This is a genomic window from Psychrobacter sp. UBA5136, assembly GCF_002414005.1.
GTDB lineage: Bacteria > Pseudomonadota > Gammaproteobacteria > Pseudomonadales > Moraxellaceae > Psychrobacter.
Window position 1 is genome coordinate 24,379 of record NZ_DHYG01000032.1, and the last position, 25,798, is coordinate 50,176.

Annotated in this window: 21 protein-coding genes; 13 read left to right on the forward strand and 8 right to left on the reverse strand. The window is 45.2% G+C overall.

What is annotated here, in order from left to right:
* Positions 1–211 precede the first annotated feature (211 nt).
* Together B4240_RS03950 and B4240_RS03955 are read right to left on the reverse strand one after the other, a co-directional pair.
* A complete protein-coding gene (locus B4240_RS03950; protein WP_296236940.1) occupies positions 212–1,936 on the reverse strand; it encodes an AMP-binding protein in 1,725 nt (574 codons plus the stop codon).
* Positions 1,937–2,109: 173 nt separating this feature from the next.
* Positions 2,110–3,243, reverse strand: a complete 1,134-nt coding sequence (locus B4240_RS03955) for a DNA topoisomerase IB (RefSeq protein ID WP_296236941.1) — start codon at positions 3,241–3,243, stop codon at positions 2,110–2,112.
* 180 nt (positions 3,244–3,423) lie between these two features.
* On the opposite strand from B4240_RS03955, the gene B4240_RS03960 reads away from it, so the two are divergent.
* Complete coding sequence (locus tag B4240_RS03960) at positions 3,424–3,876, forward strand: GNAT family N-acetyltransferase (RefSeq protein WP_296236942.1); 453 nt, start codon at positions 3,424–3,426, stop codon at positions 3,874–3,876.
* Between the two features lie 92 nt (positions 3,877–3,968).
* Here B4240_RS03960 and B4240_RS03965 read toward each other — a convergent pair whose 3' ends face one another.
* The 3 genes from B4240_RS03965 to B4240_RS03975 form a co-directional block, all read right to left on the reverse strand.
* On the reverse strand, positions 3,969–4,253 hold the full coding sequence (locus tag B4240_RS03965) for a pyrimidine/purine nucleoside phosphorylase (protein WP_296236943.1): 285 nt from the start codon (positions 4,251–4,253) through the stop codon (positions 3,969–3,971).
* A gap of 55 nt (positions 4,254–4,308) precedes the next feature.
* A protein-coding gene (prfB, locus tag B4240_RS03970) for a peptide chain release factor 2 (protein WP_296236944.1) occupies positions 4,309–5,404 on the reverse strand; the annotation gives its coding sequence in 2 pieces (ribosomal slippage) (positions 4,309–5,331 and positions 5,333–5,404; 1,095 coding nt in all).
* Between the two features lie 118 nt (positions 5,405–5,522).
* Complete coding sequence (locus tag B4240_RS03975) at positions 5,523–6,224, reverse strand: HAD family hydrolase (RefSeq protein WP_296236945.1); 702 nt, start codon at positions 6,222–6,224, stop codon at positions 5,523–5,525.
* 221 nt (positions 6,225–6,445) lie between these two features.
* On the opposite strand from B4240_RS03975, the gene B4240_RS03980 reads away from it, so the two are divergent.
* Positions 6,446–6,892: a hypothetical protein gene (locus tag B4240_RS03980; RefSeq protein WP_296236946.1), complete on the forward strand. Its 447-nt coding sequence runs from the start codon at positions 6,446–6,448 to the stop codon at positions 6,890–6,892.
* 92 nt (positions 6,893–6,984) lie between these two features.
* Here the strand turns inward: B4240_RS03980 and B4240_RS03985 are convergent, their stop codons facing one another.
* Positions 6,985–7,521 carry a gamma carbonic anhydrase family protein gene (locus B4240_RS03985; RefSeq protein WP_296236947.1) on the reverse strand — a complete coding sequence of 179 codons (537 nt, stop codon included), beginning with the start codon at positions 7,519–7,521 and terminating at the stop codon, positions 6,985–6,987.
* A 117-nt stretch (positions 7,522–7,638) separates the two neighbouring features.
* On the opposite strand from B4240_RS03985, the gene B4240_RS03990 reads away from it, so the two are divergent.
* From B4240_RS03990 to B4240_RS04015, 6 genes are all read left to right on the forward strand, one after another.
* Complete coding sequence (locus B4240_RS03990) at positions 7,639–8,190, forward strand: phosphatase PAP2 family protein (RefSeq protein ID WP_296236948.1); 552 nt, start codon at positions 7,639–7,641, stop codon at positions 8,188–8,190.
* Between the two features lie 330 nt (positions 8,191–8,520).
* Positions 8,521–9,753, forward strand: coding sequence for a glutamine-hydrolyzing carbamoyl-phosphate synthase small subunit (carA, locus tag B4240_RS03995; RefSeq protein WP_296236949.1), 1,233 nt, complete (start codon positions 8,521–8,523; stop codon positions 9,751–9,753).
* Between the two features lie 156 nt (positions 9,754–9,909).
* Entirely contained in the window at positions 9,910–13,179 is a 3,270-nt protein-coding gene (gene carB / locus B4240_RS04000) for a carbamoyl-phosphate synthase large subunit (protein ID WP_296236950.1), read from the forward strand.
* 368 nt (positions 13,180–13,547) lie between these two features.
* Positions 13,548–14,024: a transcription elongation factor GreA gene (gene greA, locus B4240_RS04005; RefSeq protein ID WP_296236951.1), complete on the forward strand. Its 477-nt coding sequence runs from the start codon at positions 13,548–13,550 to the stop codon at positions 14,022–14,024.
* A gap of 414 nt (positions 14,025–14,438) precedes the next feature.
* On the forward strand, positions 14,439–15,398 hold the full coding sequence (locus tag B4240_RS04010) for a hypothetical protein (protein ID WP_296236952.1): 960 nt from the start codon (positions 14,439–14,441) through the stop codon (positions 15,396–15,398).
* Positions 15,399–15,744: 346 nt separating this feature from the next.
* The gene (locus B4240_RS04015; RefSeq protein WP_296236953.1) at positions 15,745–17,076 is read left to right on the forward strand and encodes a glycosyltransferase; all 1,332 of its coding nucleotides are present in this window, start codon (positions 15,745–15,747) and stop codon (positions 17,074–17,076) included.
* A gap of 45 nt (positions 17,077–17,121) precedes the next feature.
* Here the strand turns inward: B4240_RS04015 and B4240_RS04020 are convergent, their stop codons facing one another.
* The gene (locus tag B4240_RS04020) at positions 17,122–17,874 is read right to left on the reverse strand and encodes a cupin domain-containing protein (protein WP_296236954.1); all 753 of its coding nucleotides are present in this window, start codon (positions 17,872–17,874) and stop codon (positions 17,122–17,124) included.
* On the reverse strand, positions 17,849–18,589 hold the full coding sequence (locus tag B4240_RS04025) for a gamma-glutamyl-gamma-aminobutyrate hydrolase family protein (RefSeq protein ID WP_296236955.1): 741 nt from the start codon (positions 18,587–18,589) through the stop codon (positions 17,849–17,851). The genes B4240_RS04020 and B4240_RS04025 overlap by 26 nt, the downstream gene beginning before the upstream one ends.
* A 500-nt stretch (positions 18,590–19,089) precedes the next feature.
* Between B4240_RS04025 and B4240_RS04030 the strand changes: the two genes are divergently transcribed.
* The 5 genes from B4240_RS04030 to aguA all read left to right on the forward strand — a co-directional run bounded on the left by B4240_RS04030 (position 19,090) and on the right by aguA (position 25,746).
* Complete coding sequence (locus B4240_RS04030) at positions 19,090–20,433, forward strand: glutamine synthetase family protein (protein ID WP_296236956.1); 1,344 nt, start codon at positions 19,090–19,092, stop codon at positions 20,431–20,433.
* 1 nt (position 20,434) lies between these two features.
* On the forward strand, positions 20,435–21,799 hold the full coding sequence (locus B4240_RS04035; protein WP_296236957.1) for an NAD(P)/FAD-dependent oxidoreductase: 1,365 nt from the start codon (positions 20,435–20,437) through the stop codon (positions 21,797–21,799).
* Positions 21,800–22,022: 223 nt separating this feature from the next.
* Positions 22,023–23,516 (forward strand): Na+/H+ antiporter NhaC family protein, encoded by a 1,494-nt coding sequence (locus B4240_RS04040; RefSeq protein WP_296236958.1) that lies wholly within the window; start codon positions 22,023–22,025, stop codon positions 23,514–23,516.
* 141 nt (positions 23,517–23,657) lie between these two features.
* Positions 23,658–24,527: an N-carbamoylputrescine amidase gene (gene aguB, locus B4240_RS04045; protein ID WP_296236959.1), complete on the forward strand. Its 870-nt coding sequence runs from the start codon at positions 23,658–23,660 to the stop codon at positions 24,525–24,527.
* Between the two features lie 103 nt (positions 24,528–24,630).
* Positions 24,631–25,746, forward strand: coding sequence for an agmatine deiminase (aguA, locus tag B4240_RS04050; protein WP_296236960.1), 1,116 nt, complete (start codon positions 24,631–24,633; stop codon positions 25,744–25,746).
* Positions 25,747–25,798 lie beyond the last annotated feature (52 nt).

Sequence of the window (25,798 nt, forward strand, 5' to 3'; positions counted from 1 at the left end):
TTTTAGGATATTTTGACTATATCTTTTAGGCTAACCATAGTGAATTTACTGTAAAGCAGACACAATGCGACTGGGATGAATTTTTCGTAGCCTCTGTGATAACAGCAAGCAAGGAAAATTTACACCAGTCGCACATAACTATTAACGTAACGATATTATCTTGAATTGACTATATTTTATTATCTTAAACGGCTATCGAAGTTTCAGCAATTTATGCGGCGGACAAACTGCGTAGCAAAAAGCGCTGGATTTTACCGCTTGGCGTTTTTGGTAACTCCGACACAAATTCAACCTCACGCGGATACGCATGCGTCGATAGACGTTTACGTACCAATTCCTGAATTTCTTTGGCAATCTCATCGCTGCCTTCGATGCCATCTTTTAGCACCACATAAGACTTAATCGTGTGGCCGCGTACGTCATCTGGCACGCCAACCGCTGCGGATTCTGCGACTGCTTCATGCTCAAGCACGGTATTTTCGACATCGGTAGGCCCTACGCGGTAACCTGCCGTAATGATAATGTCGTCATCACGCCCCGAAAACCAATAGCTGCCATCGCTATGACGCTCGACCACATCGCCCGTCAGATAATAATCGTCAACAAAGGCGTCTTTTTCATTCCAGCTATAACCGCGGAAATAAAACGCGGGCGATTGGCTAACCACCACCGCAAGCTGTCCTTGCTCGCCATCAGGCAACACTTGCATGTCATCATCTAGCACGACGAGTGTGTGACCCGGTAACGCCATACCCATCGACCCAGTAGGACATTCATGGGCTAGTGCATGGTGCGCACAACACGTCATGCCCGTCTCTGTTTGACCATATTGATCTTTCACTTGGCAGTTCAAATACGTCTCGACCCAATTAACCACTTCAGTATTTAAAGTTTCGCCTGCTGAATTGGCACAGCGTAGTGATAGCAGTGAGTTGACATCATCATGAGATTTTTCAAACACGCCGCTAGATTTCATCATGCGAAAGGCGGTTGGTGAAGAGGCTAAATTGGTAATCTTATGGCGAACCATAAAGTCGCGGGTATTGGCAGCGTCAAAGCCCGCTTCGTTAAAATAGGTGGTGATGCCCATCAGCAAAGGTCCCGTGATTGCGTAATATAGCCCATACGCCCAGCCGGAATCGGCCATGTTCCAGTAGTTATCATCGGCGCGTAAGTCAATGGCATAGCGCATATAAAGATAAAAAGCCGTTAGAGCGGATAGCGGCACACTGACGCCTTTTGATTTACCCACCGTACCTGAGGTAAACATTTGTAAAAATGGCGCATCGGTATCCAATAATACTGGCTCGCTAGTTTGCGACTGCGATGCCATCATCTTGGCATAATTATCATCAGGCCATTTTTTTTCGCTAGCAGCTTGCGCATAACTCTTATTGTCGACCAAGACCATTTTGGTTTGCTCAGCTAAGTCTTCAAACTTGCTACGGTTTTCTTCATTGGTAAAAACCACTTTGGTATTGGCTTTATCCATCCGGTACTTAATCGAATCATAGCCAAAAGCGGTGAATAATGGTTGATAAACTGCGCCAATCCGCCACGTAGCTAAAACAATGGTGAGTAGCTCAGGGGTTCGTGGCAACATAGTCGCCACTTGGTCGCCGGCTTTGACGCCGTAAGATTTTAGTAAGTTAGCAACTTGCGCACTTGCCTTATCAAGCTCGGCAAAGGTCATACGCATTACCTTGCCTGACGTATCCTCGTGCACTAACGCAAGATTGTCACCGCGACCATCACGCACATGGCGACCACAGCACGCCATATAAGCATTTAATCGGTCGTCTAAATGCTCGCCATAGATTTCTGTCAATAAGTCACTTATATTAAAGTTATGATAATAATCGTTATAGCTGACGGGCGACTGAGCATTATTTGTAACGCTATTTGCAGCCGAATGGTTTGCAGAGGAGGTGTTCATAAGCTAATCCTTTAGCAGTGTTAATTAGGGGAAAAAGAGTATTTATATAGGAAAAACGGTCATATCCTATAAACCGTTTTTTACTCTAATCGTTCAGATAATCTATTAGTAACGCATTTCTCCATTCATTTCAATACATAACGTATCATTTTTATATTCATAACACTAAATTTTTATTGCCAATCATACAAACATTCCAGCAGTGCCTTTTCTTCACAGCTTTGATATTGTCTGGTTCGGCCACGCCTTGCTTGTTTATAAGGCTCAAAAAACTGCCCTGCTAAAAAGCGCTCAATAATCACGGGATTAATATAAGAGGCGCGGCAAACAGCAGGCGTGTTGCCAAGCTCTTCTGCGACTTCTTTGACCATATCAACGACCAGCTGTTGACGCTCAGCACTGTTGGCTTCACTGGCTAATATCGCCTTGCCTTTAGAGGTCTGCAGCTCATCGTATAAATAACTGGCCGCAAGCACACTTGCCATCCAAGTTCGAAAATCCTTTGCGCTATACAAATTACCGTTATACAGCTTATTTTTACTATTATATGCGCAAGTATGCTCGCGTATATATGCATTAATATCGCTGCTATCGACGACTTGTTTCTTGCCATTGTCATCCAAATATTTAAAAATCTGATAACCCGGCAGCTCAGAGCAGGCTTGCACAATGTCAATTAATCGCTCGTCTTGCAATTCAATATGGTGTTCTTTGGCACTTTTACCGACAAAATCAAACGCCAAGCCGTTTTCTGTTTCACTGACGTGTTTGCTGCGTAACGTGCTGAGGCCATAGCTTTTATTCATCTTCGCATAGCGGCTATTACCGATACGAATTAGGGTGGTTTCCAATAATTTAACCACGGCGGCTAATACATTGGCGCGTGATAGCGGCGCTGCTTCTAAATCTGTTTCAACTTGCGCCCGCAGATTAGGCAAGGCTTCGGCAAAGCCTATCATCGCAGCAAACTTAGCATGATCGCGTACGCGATTCCATTCGGGATGATATAAGTATTGTTTACGCGCTTTATCGTCGCGCCCTGTCGATTGCAAATGCCCTTTTTCATCTTGGCATATCCAAACATCAGACCACATGGGCGGAATAACTAAAGCAGCAAAACGCTTGCGCAAGGCCTTATCTTTTACCGTTTTGCCAGTCGCATCTTTATAGGTAAAACCGCGACCCCAACGCCTGCGCGTAAATCCTGGCTCATCGTCGCTGACGTAGCGCAGGTTTGCCAAGCGAGCTAAATGTTCATAATCATGGCGTACATCTTGCGTAATTGTCTGCTGGTCTAACTTCGCCATAAAAAATACTCGATTGATAAAATAGACGCTTTAGCATAATAAATTGCGGCTGTCTTTGCTGTTTGTTTGCCACAAGCAAAGTGTAATTGATGTGTAAAAAACTCTCTTTAAAAGGTTCTAAATGATGAGTTTTTAAGCCATAATTCGCTAAAACCCATAACTTAAGTTGAATGAAATATAATGAAAAATGATTCTATAAAAATAGCCCCACTATCTAAAGCCGATTATGAATCTTGGGCGAATCTATGGCAAAAATACTTAACGTTTTATGAAACTCGCTTGCCGCCCAGTACGACAGAAAAGACGTGGCGCAATCTGCTTGACAATGATGTCCCAATTTATGGCTTTGGCGCTTGGCAGGATGGCACATTAGTAGGTATCACTCATGTGGTGCTACATCCAAATACGTGGAATACCACAGAATGCTGCTATTTAGAAGATTTATACGTTAGTGAAGCGGTGCGCGGACAAGGCGTAGGACGTGCGCTAATTGAACAGGTCTATGATTTTGCTAGTAAGAAAAACTGTAATCGTGTTTATTGGACAACGCAAGAAGGCAACACTACAGCACGTAAACTCTATGATAAAGTGGCAGACCTGACTGAAATGATTCAGTATCGCAAGGATTTATGATTAATAGCGGCAGTTTTATAAACTTTTCAAAATAAAAAACGCCCAGTATAAACTTGGCGTTTTTTTAACAACTGCACTCATATGAGAAATAACTATTTACCGTAAGTGCATAAATAAGCGGTCTCAACCTCTACTTTAACGCCAAACTTCTGGTTGGCTTCAACGGTAAATTGCTCGCCAGCATGAAAGGTTTGCCACTCATCACTTTCTGGCAATTTTACCGTCAAGGCACCACTGATGACGCTCATGGTTTCAAATTCGCTAGTACCAAATCCATATTCGCCAATTTCCATCACGCCGACAGTCGCTGGCAGAGTGGCTGTTTGAAAAGCAATAGAAGTCACTTTATTGTCAAAATAGTTATTAACGCTTGGCATAATTTTCCTTAATTAAATGTTGATTGGTCTTTGAAACGGTCTTTTTAGTCTAATCTTACAGTCCCGCTTTAAGGCTTGCCTCGATAAATTGGTCAAGATCGCCATCGAGCACCGCGCTGGTGTTAAAGGTTTCAACGCCAGTACGCAAATCCTTGATACGAGAATCATCGAGCACATACGAGCGAATTTGACTGCCCCAGCCCACGTCAGATTTATTATCTTCAACCGCTTGTTGTTTTTCCATACGTTTTTGCATCTCAAGCTCATACAGCTTAGCGCGGAGCATTTTCATCGCCGTGGCTTTATTGCCATGTTGGCTACGCTCGTTCTGACACGTGACCACCACGCCACTTGGCTCATGAGTAATACGTACGGCAGAGTCGGTGGTATTGACGTGCTGACCGCCCGCGCCCGATGAGCGATAGGTATCGATGCGCAAATCAGCTGGATTGATGTCAATCTCGACGTTATCATCAATTTCAGGCGACACAAAAACAGCAGCAAACGACGTATGACGACCATTATTACTGTCAAATGGCGATTTACGCACCAAGCGATGCACGCCAATTTCGGTCCGTAACCAACCAAAGGCATAATCGCCTTTAATCTCAATCGTTGCCGATTTAATACCAGCGACGCTGCCCGACGATACTTCAATCACGTCAACCTTAAAGCCATGCGACTCCGCCCAGCGCGTATACATACGCAGTAGCATTTCCGCCCAGTCTTGCGCTTCGGTGCCGCCGCTGCCCGACTGGATATCTAAGTAGCAATTGTTTGGATCCATCTCACCACTAAACATACGGCGAAACTCTAAATCTGCCACGCGTTCTTCGGCATTATCGAGCTCTGCTTGCACATCGGTCAGCAATGTCTCGTCTTCTGCTTCTACTGCCAGCTCTAACATAGCGACCGCATCTGCCAAGGTTGTTTCAAGTGAAACCACCACGTCGATGACGCCATCAAGCTGACTTTTTTCTTTATTAATTTTGGTCGCACGCTCTGGATCATTCCACAGCTCAGGGTTTTCTAATTCTAAATTGACTTCTTCTAAGCGCTCTTGCTTACCGTCGAAGTCAAAGATACCTCCGAAGGTCCTGTCCACGCTCGGATAAATCTTTGATGCGTTCTTGATACGGGTTGATTTCCATAAAGTTTCCTGTTTTTTTAACTGTTTTTTTTAAAATGATAGGGCGCTATTTTAAAGGAGATTATCACTAAATAGTTGGCTAATTATCGCTGCATTTGCGTCAAATTATTTTAAACCATCTAAATCGACCAGTCTTCTACTGCCCAGCGGTGTGCAAGCGCATGCGCGTGTAGCGCCTCGTCAGGTGACACGCAAATAGCCACGTCTGCCCATTCGAGCAGTGGAATATCATTTTTAGAGTCTGAGTAGGCATAGGTTTTATCAAAGGTGACACCTGCTAATTGCTTTTTATTAAGCCACTTGTCTAGATGGTAAATCTTGCCTTCTTTAAAATTTGGCTTATCTGTTAATTTGCCCGTATAGCGCTCATCTTTTATCTCAAGCGGCGTCGATAATACATGGCTATCTGCAACACCAAAACGCTGAGCAATTGCCGATACCACAAAATCATTGGTGGCAGAAATAATCACCACATCGTGACCCTTCTCGATATGCTGACAGAGCACTTCCATCGCTTTTGGGCGAATGTGGGGTTCGATTTCGCTTTTAATATAGTCTTCGCGCAGCTCATGTAGCCTATCCATCGGCAAGCTGCTTAAAAATTGCGCCACAAACTCATTGTATTCGGTCGCATCGAGCGTACCTTCGATATAGTCTTGATAAAATTTCTGATTGGCGGTGCGATATTCAGCCTCGTCAACGAGATTATGCTTGACGATATACTCGCCCCAAAGATAATCGCTATCAACGTCGAGCAATGTATGGTCTAAATCAAAAAGCGCCAACTCTTTTGGAGCCTGTCCTGCTTGTGTTGCCTGCATAGTGGAGCCTTATTCTTGTTTGTTAAAAAAATAATCTTTTAGAGGTAAATGATTTTTAAAATAAAGCGCTTGATAAATATAAAATTTGCTAAAGAACCTTCTAGAATCCTACTGTTTAGCAAACAAAATTATGCTAACTTATTTATTTTACTATCTCATTAGCTGGTTTTTAGCCGACTTGCTTGTTTTTAGCCGACTTGATAATAACAATAGAGACCTTTATGAAAGCGCCTGATGATAAAACCGTCTTGTCTGACCGACCGCGACGTCCTGCCCGCTCCATCAGAGAAATTAGACGGCGACAATTAGGCAAGAGCCATCAATCGCCCTATGACCGTCTGCTTTACGCACTGTTAAACGCGCTACTGTACGGTGTTGGCGGCTTACTTATTGACCTTGCCATTGTTGTTATCCGTTCAATCGCCGGTATGGGCAATGGCGAGATATTTTGGCTATTTACGCCGTTTATGCTGATTTTGGGTGCGCTAACGGGTTTTATCGTTGGTAAAAGCGCGGGTGCTGAGAGCGTCAATGCCTTAAACATCGACGACACTGGTAATAATCGTTATCTTAGCGACCATTCTGTACGCCATGATGTCTTTCGCGGTCTTGTCATCGGGATTATCATTTTTGCTATTATTTGGCTTATCATGATGCTGATGGCATAAGATTTATAAAAAGGATAGCCAGTATAAAACTATCCTCATTTTTATAAATCGTGCTGTCTTCTAGCTGACTTTTAGCTAATTTCTGACAGCGATTAATCAGGCATTGCCACTTCTGTTAAGCCCGTTTTAAACTTCTGACAACGCTCCGCATAGTGCATAGCTGACAGCTTTAACATCGCTGTTTGCTCGTCCGTCAAGGTTTTGACCACTTTTGCAGGAGCGCCCATGACCAGTGAATTATCGGGTATCTCTTTGCCTTCGGTGACCAAGGCTTTGGCACCAATAATACAGTTTTTACCGATTTTGGCATTATTTAATACCACAGCGCCAATACCAATCAGACTATTATCGCCAATCTCGCAGCCATGCAGCATCGCTAAATGGCCAATGGTGACATGATTGCCAATTTTCACTTCAATCCCAGCATCGGTATGAATGACGCTGTTTTCTTGCACGTTACTATAATCACCAATATGAATGCGCTCATTATCACCGCGAATCACCGCCCCAAACCACACGCTGGCTTGATGGCCAAGATAAACATCGCCAATCACGCGCGCTGTGTCCGCAACCCAACCATTAAATGGGCTGGCAAATTCTGGCGTTTTGTCCAAATACTGATAAATCATACTCTATCCTTAGTCGTTATTTTTATAAATAATGCATGGTAAAGCTCAATAGACATAAAGTTTCATAAAGTCTTTGTAGTATACTCTCGTCCATCAATTTTATTTAGGCACGCTGTCATGGTTAGCATAAAATATCCCGCGCTCATCTTATTATCGACTAGCCTTATTGTGGCGAGCCCCGCTCACGCAGATAATAGCTCTGGGATTGATAAAGCAGGAGATATTCTATCCTTTGCCATCCCAGCAGCTGCTTACGGTAGCACTTATTATATGGATGATAAAGAGGGTCGTCAGCAATTTTACTATTCGTTTGCGACCAACGTTGCTGCGACTTATGCCTTAAAGACAGTGATTGATAAAGAAAGACCTGATGGTAGCGATGATGATTCCTTCCCCTCTGGGCATACCTCAAGAGCGTTCCAGGGCGCCAGCTTTATTCATAAACGTTATGGCTTAAAATACAGCATTCCAGCATATATCGGCGCAGGCTTTGTGGCTTATAGCCGCGTTGACGCCGATGAACATGATACAGCTGACGTATTAGCAGGGGCCGCCTTAGGCGTTGCCAGCAGCATGTATTTTACCAAAAGCTATTATGATGACCAATTGCATATCGCCCCCAACTTATCGCCGGACTATTATGGTTTATCAGTGCATTATAATTTTTAATAGCCCCTATTTATCCAATGTAAAAATACTAAATATAAACGTTTGAAATAACAGACGAGAGAAGGTGCTAGCCCTCAACGCAAAACTCTAGTATAATGCGCAAAATCTGTGCCAAAGCGAGCGGACATGATGCAAGTTACTTATTCACCCTTAGTGAATCCTGTACCTTTTCATCTATGATGTCTTCTCGCTTTTTTGTGGAAAAAATTTGGCTTTAGAGCGTTTTTTATGCTTATTTAGCAGTATTTAGATAAACATAAAAGGCCGTTTTAGCGCAAAATTTTCATCATAAAACATCATGGCACTCACCCATAACAGCGGAGGCAACCCTTGAATTCATCGACGACAATACAAGCAATTTTGGCATTAGCAGACGGTACGATTTTTCGCGGTGTCAGTATCGGTAGTCTCGGTCATCGTGTCGGTGAGGTGGTATTTAATACAGCCATGACAGGGTATCAAGAAATCCTAACCGACCCAAGTTATGCGCGTCAGCTAGTCACCCTCACCTATCCGCACATTGGTAACACGGGTACCAACGCCGAAGATACTGAGTCTGGTAATGGTCATCGCGTGTGGGCTGAAGGCCTTATCATCCGTGACGCGACCATGGCCACTTCCAACTTTCGTAACTCGCAGTCACTGACTGACTATCTACAAAGTCATAATACGGTTGCCATTGCTGATATCGATACGCGTCAATTAACCCGCCTATTACGTGATAAAGGCGCGCAAAACGGCTGTATCTTTACCGCTTCTAACGGCGCAACGATTAGCAGCGACGACGAGCAGCAAGCGATTAAACTGGCGCAAGAATTTGCTGGTATCGAAGGCATGGATTTGGCAAAAGAATGCTGTACGCCAACGACCTTTGAATGGACAGCGGGCAGCTGGGATTTGTCAGACACCCTCCTCAATCGTGATATCGTTGGCAGTCACGATAGCGGCACGGGCGGCTTTTTTAAACAGCTTGGCACCCATGTTGACGCAAAATATAATGTCGTCGCCTATGACTTCGGCACTAAAACCAATATTTTGCGTATGCTCGTTGACCGCGGCTGTCATGTAACGGTCGTCCCTGCGCAAACGCCGATCAAAGACGTACTGGCGATGAATCCAGACGGTATTTTCTTATCAAATGGTCCTGGCGACCCAGCTGCTTGTGATTACGCCATCGATGCGGTACGTCATATCATTGAAGAAACGGACATTCCAACCTTTGGTATCTGCTTGGGTCATCAGCTGATTGGTCTTGCCAGCGGTGCCAACACTATTAAAATGAAAACGGGGCATCACGGCGCCAACCATCCAGTACAAGACTTAGCTGCTGGCACCGTTATGATTACCAGTCAAAACCATGGTTTTGCCGTTGACGAAGACACGCTGCCTGCCAATGTTAAATCGACACATCGCTCACTATTTGACGGTACTAATCAAGGCATTGAGCTGACCAATAAGCCGGTCTTTAGCTTCCAAGGTCACCCAGAAGCCAGCCCTGGTCCACATGATGCTGCGCCGCTGTTTGATAAGTTTGCAGAGATGATGGCAGCAGCGAAAGCGTAAGCTATCGCTAATTAACTGTAAGCAAATAATCAATATAAAGCTTGAAGCACGGATAGTGGTTCAAGCGGCACATACCAGACGCGATAAGCGTTATCAAAAATATCATTAAAAATACAGATTACTCAAAATATCATTCAAACGAAGGTAGCCCTAACTATGCCAAAACGTACCGACATAAAAAGCATTCTTATCATTGGCGCAGGCCCTATCGTCATCGGCCAAGCATGTGAGTTTGACTACTCAGGCGCGCAGGCGTGTAAAGCGTTAAAAGAAGAAGGCTACCGCGTCATCTTGGTCAACTCAAACCCTGCAACCATCATGACTGACCCTGTCATGGCAGACGCGACCTATATCGAGCCAATTACATGGCAAACGGTTGAGCAAATCATTGCTAAAGAGCGTCCTGATGCGATCTTGCCAACCATGGGCGGACAGACGGCGCTAAACTGTGCGCTAGATTTGGACAAACACGGCGTATTGACCAAATATAATTGTGAGCTGATTGGCGCGACCAAAGATTCAATCGAGATGGCAGAAGACCGCAACTTATTTGATAAAGCCATGAAGCGTATCGGTCTTGAATGTCCACGTGCTGAAACCGCTGAAACCATGGAAGAAGCCTTTGCCACCCAAGAAAAAATGGGCTACCCATGTATCATTCGCCCTTCATTCACCATGGGCGGTTCAGGCGGCGGTATCGCCTATAACCGCGATGAGTTTATCGAGATTTGTGAGCGCGGTTTTGACTTATCACCAAATCATCAATTGCTCATCGATGAGTCACTCATCGGTTGGAAAGAGTACGAGATGGAAGTGGTTCGTGATAAAAACGACAACTGCATCATCATTTGTGCGATTGAAAACTTTGACCCAATGGGCGTGCACACGGGCGACTCAATCACCGTTGCCCCAGCACAAACCTTGACCGACAAAGAATATCAAATCATGCGTAACGCTTCATTAGCCGTATTGCGTGAGATTGGTGTTGAAACCGGCGGCTCAAACGTGCAGTTTGGTATTAATCCAAATACAGGCCGCATGGTCGTCATCGAGATGAACCCACGCGTGTCACGCTCATCAGCATTGGCATCAAAAGCGACTGGTTTTCCAATTGCAAAAATCGCCGCAAAACTGGCGATTGGTTATACGCTTGATGAATTGCAAAATGACATCACAGGCGGTAAAACACCAGCGAGCTTTGAGCCTGCGCTTGACTATGTCGTCACTAAAATCCCACGTTTTAACTTCGAAAAATTCCCGCAAGCCGACAGCGTGTTATCAACGCAGATGAAATCGGTTGGTGAAGTGATGGCAATCGGCCGTAACTTCCAAGAATCGATGCAAAAAGCACTGCGCGGTATGGAAACAGGCGCCGATGGTTTTGATGAGCAAATCGACTTTGCTGCTATTAAAGAGGGCAAGCTTAGCACTGAAAAAGCCCGTAGCGAGATTATCAACCGCCTAACCCTACCAACGCCTGAGCGCATCTATTATCTTGCAGATGCTTTTCGCATCGGCATGAGCGTCGACGAGGTCTTTAATTTTACCAAAATTGATCCATGGTTCTTGGTACAAATCGAAGACATCGTCAAAACTGAAGCACAAGTAAAAGCTATGGGCTTTGGCGGTTTGACCGAACAGAATCTGCGCAGCTTTAAGCGTAAAGGCTTATCAGATTTACGTTTGGCAAAACTGCTTGGCGTCTCACAAAAACAATTACGCAAAAAACGTTGGGATTTGGGTGTCCATCCTGTTTATAAACGCGTCGATACCTGTGCGGCAGAATTTGCCACCAGCACCGCTTATATGTACTCAACGTACGACAGCGAGTGCGAAGCCAACCCAACCGACAAGAAAAAAATCATGGTCATCGGCGGCGGTCCAAACCGTATCGGTCAAGGCATTGAGTTCGATTATTGCTGTGTGCACGCTGCCCTTGCCATGCGCGAAGACGGTTATGAAACCATCATGGTTAACTGTAACCCTGAAACGGTTTCAACCGATTATGATACCTCAGACCGTCTCTACTTTGAGCCGATCACCTTAGAGGACGTCTTAGAGATTGTACGTATCGAAAATCCAGATGGCGTGATTGTGCAGTTTGGCGGCCAGACGCCACTAAAATTGGCACGCGCTTTAGAGTCTGCGGGCGTAAAAATCATCGGTACCAGCCCTGATGCCATCGACCGCGCTGAAGACCGCGAGCGCTTCCAGCATATGATTCATCAATTAGACCTTATCCAACCATCAAATGCCCTAGCGACTAGCTTAGAAGATGGTTTGGTCAAGGCAAAAGACGTTGGCTATCCGCTAGTTGTACGCCCATCATATGTACTTGGTGGTCGCGCGATGGAAATTGTCTATAACGAAGACGAGCTAAGACACTACTTGCGTACGGCTGTTCAAGCGTCAAACGAAGCGCCCGTACTCCTTGATCGCTTCTTGGACGATGCCATCGAAGTCGATGTTGACTGTGTTTGCGATGGCACCGATGTGGTGATTGGCGGTATCATGCAGCACATCGAACAAGCGGGCGTGCACTCTGGCGACTCAGCGTGTTCATTGCCGCCTTACTCTCTCTCTGACGAGCTGTGCAATGTCATGCGCGCACAAACCGTGGCTATGGCAAAAGAGCTTGGCGTTATTGGTCTGATGAACGTTCAGTTTGCGGTAAAAGGTGAAACCGTATACATTCTAGAAGTTAACCCACGCGCGGCGCGTACCGTGCCATTCGTTTCTAAATGTATCGGTACGTCATTGGCGCAAGTAGCCGCGCGCTGTATGGCTGGCACGTCATTAAAAGACCAAGGCTTTACCACCGAAATCGTGCCGTCATTTTATGCGGTCAAAGAAGCGGTATTCCCGTTTGCTAAATTCCCAGGTGTTGACCCAATCTTGAGCCCTGAGATGAAATCAACGGGTGAAGTGATGGGCGTTGGTAGAACCTTTGGCGAAGCATTCTACAAGGCTGTTATCGGCAGTAATGAGCGCCTGCCAGGCTTGCCAACTGAAGGCGAAACCAAAACCGTCTTTATCTCTGTGCGTGATAGCGATAAAGAACAAGTTATCCCTATTGCCCGTCAGCTTCTCGACTTTGGCTTTAATATCGTTGCCACCACTGGTACGCAAAAAGTATTGGCGGAAAACGGTATTGAATGTAAACAAATCAATAAAGTCACCGAAGGTCGCCCGCATATCGTTGATGCCTTGAAAAATGGTAAAATCGACCTTATTATCAATACCACTGCGGGCAAACAGGCGCAAGAGGATTCGTTCTCTATTCGTCGCAGCGCCTTGCAAGGTAAAGTGTTCTACGTCACAACGTTAGGCGCGGCAGATGCGGTTTGTAAATCTTATGCCATTGACTTGCCATTTGATGTCTACAAGCTCCAAGATTTGCATGAACAAGCAAAGACTATTGCCTAGCGCTATTGACTTGGCGGTATAATTTCAGTAGATTAAGCATAATGGCAACGCTTATTTAAAAGTGTTTGTGAAACTTATTACTGGCTTTTATATGGCCATACTTTAGAACAATCGCACTTTAGAAAAATAAAGTTTTTAAAAGATAAACCTAAAAAGCATAGTGGCTGAACTGCGACTATGCTTTTTATTACGTCAGGTTAAGGCGTCTTATCGGTAAGCGTATGCGTGCTCAAATAGCGCGCGTTTACTGCTTATGCAGTCTAAATCTTGATTTTTTATATCACATACTCATTGCAACAACACTGACACCATCTCGCTATTCACTAAGAGTAGGAGATGGTGTGATGTTATTGGTTTAAGGAAAAAACATGCAACGTTATCCCATGACTCCGCAAGGACATGCGGCTTTAGAAGCCGAATTAAAACAGTTAAAAAGCGTCGATCGTCCACGCATCACAGCCGCCATCGCTGAAGCGCGCGAACACGGCGACTTAAAAGAAAACGCGGAATATCATGCGGCCCGCGAACAGCAAGGGTTTTGTGAAGCGCGTATTCGCGATATCGAAGCCAAACTTGGCGGCGCGCAAGTCATCGATCCTGCCACTCTGCCAAAAGAAGGCCGCGTGGTATTTGGTGTGAGCGTCGTGATTGAAAACATGGACACCGAAGAAGAAAAACAATACAAAATCGTCGGTGATGACGAAGCGGACTTTAAAGCTGGTAAAATCTCGGTCAACTCCCCTATCGCTCGTGGCCTAATTGGCAAGTCTGAGGGCGACGAAGTGCGTATCGAAACGCCAAAAGGCATGGTTGAATACGAAATCATGAAGGTGATTTACGACTAGTTTGGCTCACTTTTATAAAATGACATTTATAAGAGGATATCATCGTCTCTCAAAGACTTATCTTTAAAACGTGTATCCGCTTATTGAAGACACATAGAGCTTATTGCAAACATAGATAGAGCGCACAAAAAGTCATTATTTATCGTCAGGCAGTTACACAATGCTGCTTTTCACCTCAATTTGTTTTGACGCATAATTGCTTGAGTAGTAATTGTTTTGCCATACATTCAGAGGCGACGTACGCAAGTTTGTTGCTTGGCTTTGACTAAAAATAATGATGGAAAGATGGCTGTTTGAGCTGTCACTAACACTCTTACCCTCGTTATTTGGCCTGCTTTGTAGTGTCATTTAACGGGGGTTTGTTGTCTTCGCGGTTTAATTTTTGATTTATTTATCACACTTTTAAAGGAGTCTATGATGACTATGAATATTGCTACCTCATCTGCAAGCATAGCCAAAAAAAACCTGTCGCAAAAAATGGCGACGGCGACGGCGATATCGGCTGTATTAACAAGCGCCGTACTCGTGGTGTCTACTGCCAATGCCGCGCCTGAAATTACCGTTAGCCCGTCCGCGGGTGGTAGTACGACCGTGGTCGAACAGTATTCTGATGGTAAAACTGCTGTCATTACCGCGACGCCTAGCGGTATTACGATGCAAGATGGCATGCCGTTTGCGGTAACTCAGGTAACCAATGTGCCCCGTTATGTGGTCCGCTCAGGCGCTAATACTGTCGTGACTCAAGGCAGTGCCACGGTTACGAGCGTGCCTGTGACCAACCAAATAACCAATCAAACCAGCAGAGTTGATGTCATAGGGGTGCCGACGACTAGCGTGACCCAAGCCTTACCTGTCACGCCCACGACTCAATTGCCAGCCCTTAACGCCCCTACCACGGCGGTAGTCACTAGTCAGCCAGTTACTGTGACCAACCCACCGGTCACCAATCAAATCGTCACCACTTCTTTGGAAGCCCTGCAATTAACCCCAACCTTTAGTACGCCCGGCGTGGTTAATGCCCAAACCAAAGTCATGAAAATATTAAAAAATAAAGACGGTCGCGAAGTGGCTGTACCAGCCAATCATATCGCGCCCGGTGACGTCATCGAATATCACACCACTTATACCAATACCACCGCGCAGCCTGTCAACGATATTAACGCGATGGTGTCATTGCCAAACGGCGTACAACTGGTATCATTAAACAGCCCGCTACCAACGCTTGCAACCACCGGCGGTAACCGCTACCAAACCATCCAGCAAGTGGGTAATACTGTTATTGTGAAAGAAAATTATACTGGTCTTAAATGGAACTTGGTTGACTTAAGCCCAAATGCTGCGCAAACCGTCGTCATACGCGCTAAAGTTCAATAAAACTTACACCGTGTAAAAAACGCTCTGCCAAATAATTACCCCAAAGCCCTGCTAATGCTGGGCTTTTTTATTTTAAAAAATATGCATGACAAGCCCATTTAGTAGGCGTTTTTTGGTAGTAAATCCTCAGATGATTGTCCTTATTCTCAGTATTGGTACTAAAACCATTATCAGAGAGCGTAAAAACTCGCGCTTGTATAAACCCTATTTGCCGCAGCGTTGTTAGAAATACCTAAGCGCAAAGCAGGTTAAATCCAGCCCCATCTTTTTATCTTGGTGGTTGAGTTTTCAGCGCTTTTAACTGACAATAGCAACTTGATATCGTTAAATAGTGACCTCTGCCATTATGAAAGTTATGCGCTTACTGTCGTCCTTAAAGCATGATGAATCCGAGCGCGGCATTTTTCATCTGGGTCGCGCTTTGGTTAAAAATGGGCACACCTCCATCATTATCGCCAGCGCTGATGAAGAAAATGACTTGGTCAAACGCCTAAAGCGTGATGGCAATATTTATCATCAGCTTTATATGAATAAAAAATCTTGGCTGTCACTGCTCCAAGTCGCGCCGCTACGCCGCCTGATTGAAAAGTACGACCCCGATGTCATTCATGTGCATTCACGCACGCCAGCATGGGTATTGCATTTGGCACTGCGCCGCGCACGCGTCAAGCGCCGACCAAAACTGGTCTCGACCATGTACGGTTTTTATCCGATCAATAAATACTCGCAAGCGCTACTCGATGTCGATACCATCATCACGGTTTCCGATAGCGTCACCAATTATCTAAAAAAAGGCCTGCGCCGTGAGGAGTTAGAGCCAAAAGTCATTAAGCGTATCTATCGCGGTGTCGATACCCGTCGGTACCCGTATCGGCACAACCCTTCTGTTTATTGGCTGCGGCATACATTTGCCGAATATCCTGAGCTTGAACACAAAAAATGGCTGGTTTTTCCGACCATTATTGGTAATGAATATGGGCAAGAATGGCTGATTGATATTTTGGGCAATTTGCAAGAACAATTTCCCAATATCCACGTCATTATTATGGATGAAGATTACCGCGAAGGCGATGTCGCGCACGAAGATTTTCGCCAACGTAGCAATACACTTGGACTCTCTGAGCGTATCACCTATGTCGGTAGCAAGCGTAATGACATGCGCGAATGGCTGTCGGCAGCCAATATCGTCATGGCGCTTGCCAATGAGCCGGAATCGATTGGCATCAATGCCCTGCAAGCAATTCACTTAGGCACGCCAGTCATTGGCTGGGATCAAGCGGCCTTTAGCGAGATACTGCAGCCGTTATATCCGCAAGGATTGGTGAAAAAATATAACGCTAAAGCGCTCTGTAAAGCGGTGCGCAACCAGCTAGAGAGTGTCACCCGTCCTGAGATGACCAATAAATTCACCATGCGTGAGATGATTGAGCAAACCTTGCTCGTCTATCAAGGTCTATATGAACAATCGCTTGCAGAAGAGCAAGCGCAGGCAGAGGCAGCAGCGGTAAAAAGGACTAGAAAAGGCCTTAGCAAGACATCTAAAACTATTCCTGAGTCCCCTTATGTCAAAATTGAACTAGCAGATAAAAATACCAAAGTCAGGTTGCTTAAAGACGATGGTAAAACGAAAGAAAAAGAACAAGCAACCGATGACCTAGAAGCGACTCAAGACCATTAAAATCTGCCAGTCTAACTGTAGCGCCAATTAAGCTTTAATGCTAACTTAATAAGTTGTGGGCGTATGCGCACTCACAATACGAGTGACGCCGTCAGTAGGATTGATAAAGGTGTGCGGTTTAATGGTATCAATCACATAGCTGTCACCCTCGTTTAGCAGGTAGGTCGTCTCTTCAATGCGAATCAATACTTTACCTTCAATAACGGTACCAATCTCTTCGCCTTCATGAGCAATTTTTTCTTCCGTTGAGCTATTTGGCTGATACGTCTCAATCAAAAACCCAAGATTTTTGGTGGTGCTACAGTTATACACCTGCTTTAAGGACACTCTACTGCTTGGCTCGCTAAGCTCTATCAAATCTCTTGGCGTGACCACCACCCGTGCTTTAGGCTCTTTCCACTCATCACTAAAAAAGGTCGTTAAATCTGAGCCTAGCACCTGCAAAATCGCCTTGAGCGTATTTACCGCGGGGCTGACTTTGTTACGCTCAATCGCACTGATTGAGGTATTGGTAACCCCAGCCATTCTCGCTAGCTTGCGCTGCGAGTATCCTTTAGCAAGCCGTAGCTGATTGATCTTTTTACCGATATCCTCTTCTGGCTGTCCATCCATCTCGAGCACGGGCGACGCCTCATCAGACTCTGACTCGTTCTCTTCATCGCTGTTAACATCATCAGCCTCATCTTCGTCTTGTTTTTCAGCCTCGTCTTCGAGTAACTCCCTCTCACTTTCGGGCACAGCACCCGCTTTTTCGATATCGTTTTCTGCACTATTATGAACCGTGTTTTTTGCTGGCATAGTGGATAAATTCCTTGAATAGAAATTTTGACAAATCGTCTTGTGCATAATTTAACTCAGGATGCCATTGTACACCAATCATAAATGGATGTTTTATTAAGCTGATGGCTTCCACCAGCCCATCTGGCGCACGAGCCTCGACAAACAAATCTCTGCCCACTTTACTGATGGCTTGTTTGTGCAACGAATTGACGTGCCATTTTTCACCAAACGCTGCCAGTCGCCCACCAGGCTGAATAATCACGTCGTGCACCGGCTGGTATTGCACTTCAAGCGGCTGGGTATTGTCCTCTAAGTGCGGCTCATAAAACCCCTCTACTTCACGCCAATCTGGATACAGGCTGCCATCAAAATAGACATTCATCTCTTGTAAACCGCGGCACACCGCCAACAAAGGCGTACCAGCTTTTTCTGCATGAGCAAGCAGTTTGAAGCTCAGCTCATCACGACCTAAGTCCTGTTTTTCTTCAATATGCGTGGCGCCATAGCGCGCAGGCGCAACATTGCTATAGCTACCCGTCAATAAAATACCATCCACAAAGTCAATCAAAGCCGCGAAGTTCTCACTTTCGGCGGCGGTATTGGGCAGCAAGATGGCATTACCACCATAAAAATGGACGGCATCGATATACTTTTGGTACACCGCTTGCGCAGGTTGTCCATCAACCATTTTATGACAGGAGACGATGGCAATAATAGGCCTGTAAGTTTGCATTTTATTCTTCCTTGACTGTGTTGTCTGAGCCTCAAATCTCCACTATACAGAGATTTTATTGATTAAAATCTAACACAATTTTTTGGCTAATGTAAACTATAAACTTCATTTTTAATTTATATAAGCCATATTGCATATAATTAATTACTTTTTAATAGTTTTAAATAACAATTGACAACTATAAATTTCATCCATATATTAAAAGACATCGGTAAGACAAAAGGTCAATGTCAGTCGTTACCACCTTACCGCTGACGCCGATAACAACAACGTTAGGTGCTTCATTTTGCAGTAAAAAATATGTCGATTGAGAGCAAAAGCATACTGAGCAATAGGATAAATGAAGTAACAGCCACGGCCTTTATAAGTACTGTTTTATTTAGAACCACTGTTTTATTTAACGTTATTCACAATCATGACTTGTCAATTATGAATGACAGCGACCGTAAACGGCGCAACCATAACCAGAGCAGAAATCAACATCAATAGGGATAATAGACATGACGACAACCAATGGAATGGTCGAGTCTGCAAACAATACGGAATATGTGTATGTTGCAGCGGGGGATATTAATGGCTTACTTCGGGGTAAGCGCATTCCCTTCAATCAGATGGAAAAAGCAGAAAATGGCGCAATACGGCTGCCTTTATCGATTTTAGGCGTTGATATCTGGGGTGCTGATGTCATCGAATCCTCTCAGTGCAATGGCGATATAGATGCGATCGCCCGTCCTACTGGTCGCGCCGCTTATCCACTCCTCAATACCAGTGCGCCCTCATCGCTACTGCCCGTTTGGCTTTATACCGAAGACAACGAGCCTTATTACGGTGATGCTCGCCACGTCTTAAACTACGTCAGCAAAAAATTTAAAGCGCTGGGATTGACGCCAGTCATGGCTACTGAGCTAGAATTTTATTTGGTGGACTATACAGAAGGCGAGACACCAAGACCGCCTATCCGTCCCAAAAATGGCTTAAGGCTAAACAAAACGTCCATCCTCAGTATCAATGATTTATTACAATTTGATGAATTCCTAGACGAAGTCTACGAGCACTGTAGAAAACTCGATATCCCCGTTGATGCCGCTTTGGCTGAAAACGGCTGTGGTCAGTTTGAGATCAATCTATTGCATGTCGATGACCCTTTAAAGGCTGCTGACGATGCCATTTTATTTAAGCAAGTGGTCAAATCTGTCGCCGCACGGCGCAAGCTGACGGCCACTTTTATGGCAAAACCCTTCGGTTTGCAATCAGGTAATGGCTTTCATGTCCACTGCAGCTTACTGGATAAAGACGGCAACAATATCTTTGACGATGGCACGGATGAAGGCTCTGACATGTTGCGTCATGCGGTCGCTGGATTATTAAAAACCATGTCAGATTGTACTTTATTATTTGCGCCGCACGTCAACTCTTATCGCCGCTTTACGCCTGGTACGCTAGCACCAAACAATGTGTCATGGGGGTATGAAAACCGCACCGCCGCTGTACGCATCCCTGGCGGCGACTCGCAAGCTCGCCGTATCGAGCACCGTGTATCTGGTGCGGACGCCAATCCTTATCTGGTTTGTAGCGCTGTATTAGCAGGCATGCTTTATGGCATCGAAAACAAGCTTGAAGTCCCAGAGCCGGTAAATAGCATCACTTATAACGAAGCTGAGCTTAAAACTTTGCCATTAGACTGGCTGTCCGCTATCCGCAAATTTGAAAGTAGCGATGTCATTGATGCCTTATTTCCACGCGAGATGATAGAGCTGTTGATTGCCGTCAAAAAACAAGAAGCCAAGCGCTTTGCTCAGCAAGTGACCAATCTTGAATACCTCACCTATTTACAGGATGTTTGATATGCCAAATAGCAACTTAAATAGCAATGCAGCAACGAGTCAAAACCTATCCTCGAATAACACGCGCAATATTCCGCATTATTCAGATGAGGGCCAATACCCTGACAGCTATTACGCGGCCAGTCGCAACCCGAAACCAGACAGACCGATGCTCACAAACGACATTCAAGCAGAAATCTGCGTGGTTGGCGGCGGCTATAGTGGCCTATCAACGGCGCTGCACCTTATCGAAACCGATCACGAAGTCGTCGTTCTCGAAGGCGCGCAAATTGGCTGGGGTGCGTCAGGACGTAACGGCGGGCAGATCGTCAACGGTCTAAATGCCAGCCTACAAAAAATTAAAAAGTCTTATGGTCAAGAAAATGCAGACTTTGTCGGTCAGCTCGTGACCCGCGGTGGCAAAATCATTCGACGTTTTGTCGCTGATTATAATATTGATTGCGACCTTAAAGAGAAGAATATCTTCGCTGCTTTAAATAACGGTCAATTAAAAGATTTACAAGAAACGCACGCCCTCTGGGAAAGCCATGGTATGCATGATCGCGAAATGCTCGATAAAAATGGCATTCAAGAACATATCAAAACAGAGGCTTATGTCGGCGGTGTTATTGATCATTCAGGTGGTCACATTCATCCGCTAAATCTAGCCCTTGGCGAAGCCGCTGCGATCGAAAAATCTGGCGGGACGATTTATGAAAACACCTTGGTGGTTGATATTGAATATGCGGATGACGCTATCAAAGTCATCACTGAGTTTGGCACTGTCACTTGTAAGCAAGCAGTACTGTGCGGCAATGCGTATCTCAATAAAGTCATACCCAAGCTGACGGATCGTATTATGCCCGTCTCGACGCAGATTATCGCCACCGAACCCTTAGGTGATTTAGCAGACCAGCTTCTCCCAACCGATGTTTGTGTCGAGGATGTACGCTATATTCTTGATTATTATCGCCTGTCAGCGGATAAACGCATGTTATTTGGCGGCGGTACTGTCTATGGAGGTCAAGACCCAGCGGATATCACCGCCAAAATCAGACCAAATATGAATAAGATTTTCCCCGAGCTGCGTGATGTCAAAATTGACTACGCGTGGAGCGGCAACTTTGCCCTGTCCTTTTCACGGGTACCACAAATGGGCAAATTACATGAGCGGGTGTTTTTTGCTCATGGTTATAGCGGCCATGGGGTAACAGGCTCGCATTTGTTTGGCCAGATACTGGCTGATGCCATCAATGGTAAAACCAGAGAGTTTGACACCTTTGCCAAGATACCTTGGATTCCTTTCCCCGGTGGCCGAGCGCTACGCGTGCCTTATTCGGTGATGGGCTCATGGTGGTACGCACTAAAAGATACGACTGGTATGTAAATACGTCAAAGCCTGTAAATAATGAATGTTGATTAACCTGTTTTCAGTCAGTACAACGTTTTTTATTGTAAGGCTATCGTGGCATTAAGCTGTCATAACAATGGATTGTTGTGATGGCGCGCGGTAGAAAGTTGATTCGCTACTGCCTATCGAGACTGTCTATCGAGCATTAACCAAAAATAGAGTTTGTTCTAAAAAATGAGGTTTTACAGGGAGCGTAAAGATGAACATGAAACTCAGCGAAGCTGTCGAGGGGCAGTTTCATAATAAGCGAGTATTTTTAACGGTATTAGCAGGGATTGCTATATATTTCGTTTTTGCTTGGCTATCGACCATCCGTGCACCAAACGAATCTTGGGGTGCTTTATCTCTATTACCAACATTATTGGTATTGGTAACCGCCATTGTTTCTAGGCGGCCATTTGAATCTATGATTGCAGGCTGTGTGGCTGGCCTCGTGATGCTCAATCCGTTTGATTTGGTGTCCCCCTTTGCTGACAACATATCTCTCGTACTCGGTAATGAGACCATTGTTTGGGTCGTACTAGTTTGTGGCCTGATGGGGGGACTTATTCAGCTGCTCGAGATTAGTGGTTGTCTCGATGGCTTTAGTGAATGGCTACAAAAAATCATCAAATCACGTCGTCAGTCACTACTAGCGACGGCCGGATTAGGCATCGTGGTTTTTATTGATGACTACTTAAACTGTCTCGCTGTGTCCACATCTGTGAAGAAATTGACTGACTTTTATGGGGTGTCGAGAGAGAAACTTGCCTACATCGTCGATTCAACGGCGGCGCCGATGTGCGTTATTGTACCCATTTCTACTTGGGCGGTCTATTTCGCTGGTCTATTAGAAGAAAATGGCGTAGCAAAAGATGGGGGCGGTATGGCACTTTATATGAGTGCGATTCCTTTTATGGCTTATGCTTGGTTTGCACTTATTATTGTCTTTTTGGTGGCCTATGGGATTTTGGGCGACTGGGGCCCGATGAAAAAAGCAGAAAAACGAGCCAGAAGCGGAAACCCTGTCCCTGAAGCCTTTGTAGATGAGCAATTGGTCTCAAACGTCAAAGCCAAACGTAAGCTGTCGTTTAAAGCCAATATCATGAACTTTGCTTTTCCGATGATTTTACTGATTGTCTCAACCATTTACTTTGAAATTGATTTATTACGCGGTGCATTACTGACTTGTTTTGTCACCGTGCTGCTCTATTGGGCGCAAGGAATTTTAAGCTTTGAGACCCAAGTTGAAGCCATTTTTAAAGGCTTTCAAGTGATGCTCTACCCATTATCAACGGTAGTAGGCGGCTTTTTTCTAAAAGCCATCAACGATGAGCTTGGTATGACCACGTATGTGATTGAGGCTATCACGCCTTATATGACGATTGCCATTTTCCCTGCTGTTATCTTTGGCGTGATGGCTTTCTTAACCTTTGCCACCTCGTCAAGTTGGGGTTTATACATCCTTGCGATGCCAATTGTCTTCCCCATATCGTTAGCGCTTGGCGTGAGCACGCCACTGATGATTGGGGCGCTATTGTCAGCCTCTTCATTTGGTAGTCATGCCTGCTTCTTTAGTGATTCATCGCTATTGGCATCACAAGGTGCTGGCTGCTCCCCGATGCAACATGCCTTTAGTCAGTTCCCCTATGCCATGCTCGGCGCGGTTTTATCCGTCGTGACGTTCTTAGGCTTGGGTTATATGATGGCATAACCATAACTACTACCATAAGTATAAGGACATACGCGGAGCAATAATATATGGATAAATGCGCCATCGACCATTATTTATTAGCAGCTATCCACAATTCACGCTCTGAGATGACCTTCTTTATCAATAATTAAAAGGACTTAAATGATGAGAACTGTCAGCGTCGCTGCAACCCAAATGGCTTGCGGCTGGGATAAACAACAAAACATTGTTACCGCGACCGCTTTAGTAACCAAAGCTGCAAAAGCGGGTGCCAATATTGTCTTGCTACAAGAGCTGTTTGAGACGCCTTATTTTTGCCAAGTACATGACTTTGATTATTTTAAGCTTGCAACTTCAGTCGCCGATAACGCCGCTATCACTCACTTCAAACATTTGGCCAAAGAATTAGATGTCGTATTGCCCATCAGCTTTTATGAACAGTCAGGTAATACATTTTTTAATAGTGTCACCATCATCGATGCCGATGGCGAGATACTCGGCACGTATCGTAAAACCCACATACCAGATGGCATTCCTTATGCCGAAAAGTTCTATTTTACTCCTGGCGATACAGGTTTTAAGGTCTGGGATACTAAGTATGCCAAGATAGGTGTTGGTATCTGCTGGGATCAGTGGTTTCCTGAGTGCGCGCGCAGTATGGCGCTGATGGGTGCAGAGCTCTTGTTTTACCCGACAGCGATTGGTGATGAGCCGACACTGGATATCGACTCAAAAGGGCATTGGCAGCGCTGTATGCAGGGTCATGCTGCGGCCAATTTAATGCCCGTGGTGGCCTCAAACCGTATCGGCACAGAGACCATCAGCCAAAATGACCATGACAGTACCATGCAATTTTACGGTAGCTCATTTATCACCGATGGGCGCGGCGAGATTATCCAAGAAGCCTCAAAGGATAACCAAGAGGTCATCACGGCTACTTTTGACTTAGATAAACTGGCAATCGAGCGCCGCCAGTGGGGCGTCTTTCGTGACCGCCGCCCGACAATGTATGGCACCTTGCTCACGCATTGATAATGTTTATGGGCTTAAGCGCTTTATCTTAAAAACTGTTTATGCTTAAGATTTTGCCTTAAACCTTTGCTTTAAGATCTTGACTTAAAATAAGGTACTTTATATGTCATTATTAATGAACCAATTAATCACCGGCTCAACGCCGCAGCAGGATGGCTTTTATATGCCAGCAGAGTTTGCGCCGCTACAAAAAATCTGGATAATCTGGCCGTATAGGGCCGATAACTGGCGGCAAAACGCCGCGCCTGCCAAAGCAGCTTATGCGTCAGTTGCACAAGCCATTAGCAACTTTTGCGAAGTAGGTGTCTTGGTCAATCCTACTGATTATCAATCCTGCCGCGATAGCTTGCCCGCAAATATTGACGTCATCGCCATGCCCAGCAATGACGCGTGGGCGCGAGATATCGTGCCGACGTTTTTGCTCAATGATAAAGGTGAGCTGCGCGCTTGCGATTGGACCTTTAATGCTTGGGGCGGTGACTATGATGGTCTGTACTCACCTTGGGATGACGATGACAAACTGGCTGCGCGTCTGTGCGAGTATCTAGATATCCAGCGCTATCGTACTGAGGGATTTGTGATGGAGGGCGGCGCGTTTCATGTCGATGGTGAAGGCACGGTCTTGACAACTCGTATGTGTTTGCTGAGCCCGGGACGCAATCCGCAGCTCAGTGAGCGCCAAATCGAAGACCAGCTAAAAGCGTATCTGAATGTACAAAAAGTATTGTGGCTCGATGATGGCATCGACCCTGATGAAACCAATGGTCATATCGATGATATTGCATGCTTTGCCTGCCCCGGTGAGGTGGTTTGTCTATACACCGACGACCCTGAGCATCCGTTTTATGAGGCGACACAAAAGGCTTACAAGCAGCTATCAGCAATGACTGATGCTAAAGGCAGACGCTTAACCGTACACAAGCTTTGCTGTACCGAAGAGCCTGTTACCTTGCCCAACGATTATGAGATTGAGCAATCTGACGCTGCTAAAGCGCGTCATACTGGTGATAACTGTATTGCCTCCTATGCTAATTTTTTGATTTGTAATGATGCCATTATCGTGCCACAGTATGACGATATAAATGATAGCCTCGCCATTGCCCAGCTTGAAAAAATCTTTCCGCAGCATCAGGTAGTAGGCGTACGCACCAAAGAGATTGTCTTTGGTGGCGGCAATATTCACTGTATTACCCAGCAGCAACCCAAATGCTTTGCTTAAACAGATAAGCTTAAGCAGATAGACATAAAAAACCTAAATGGATTTTAACGCT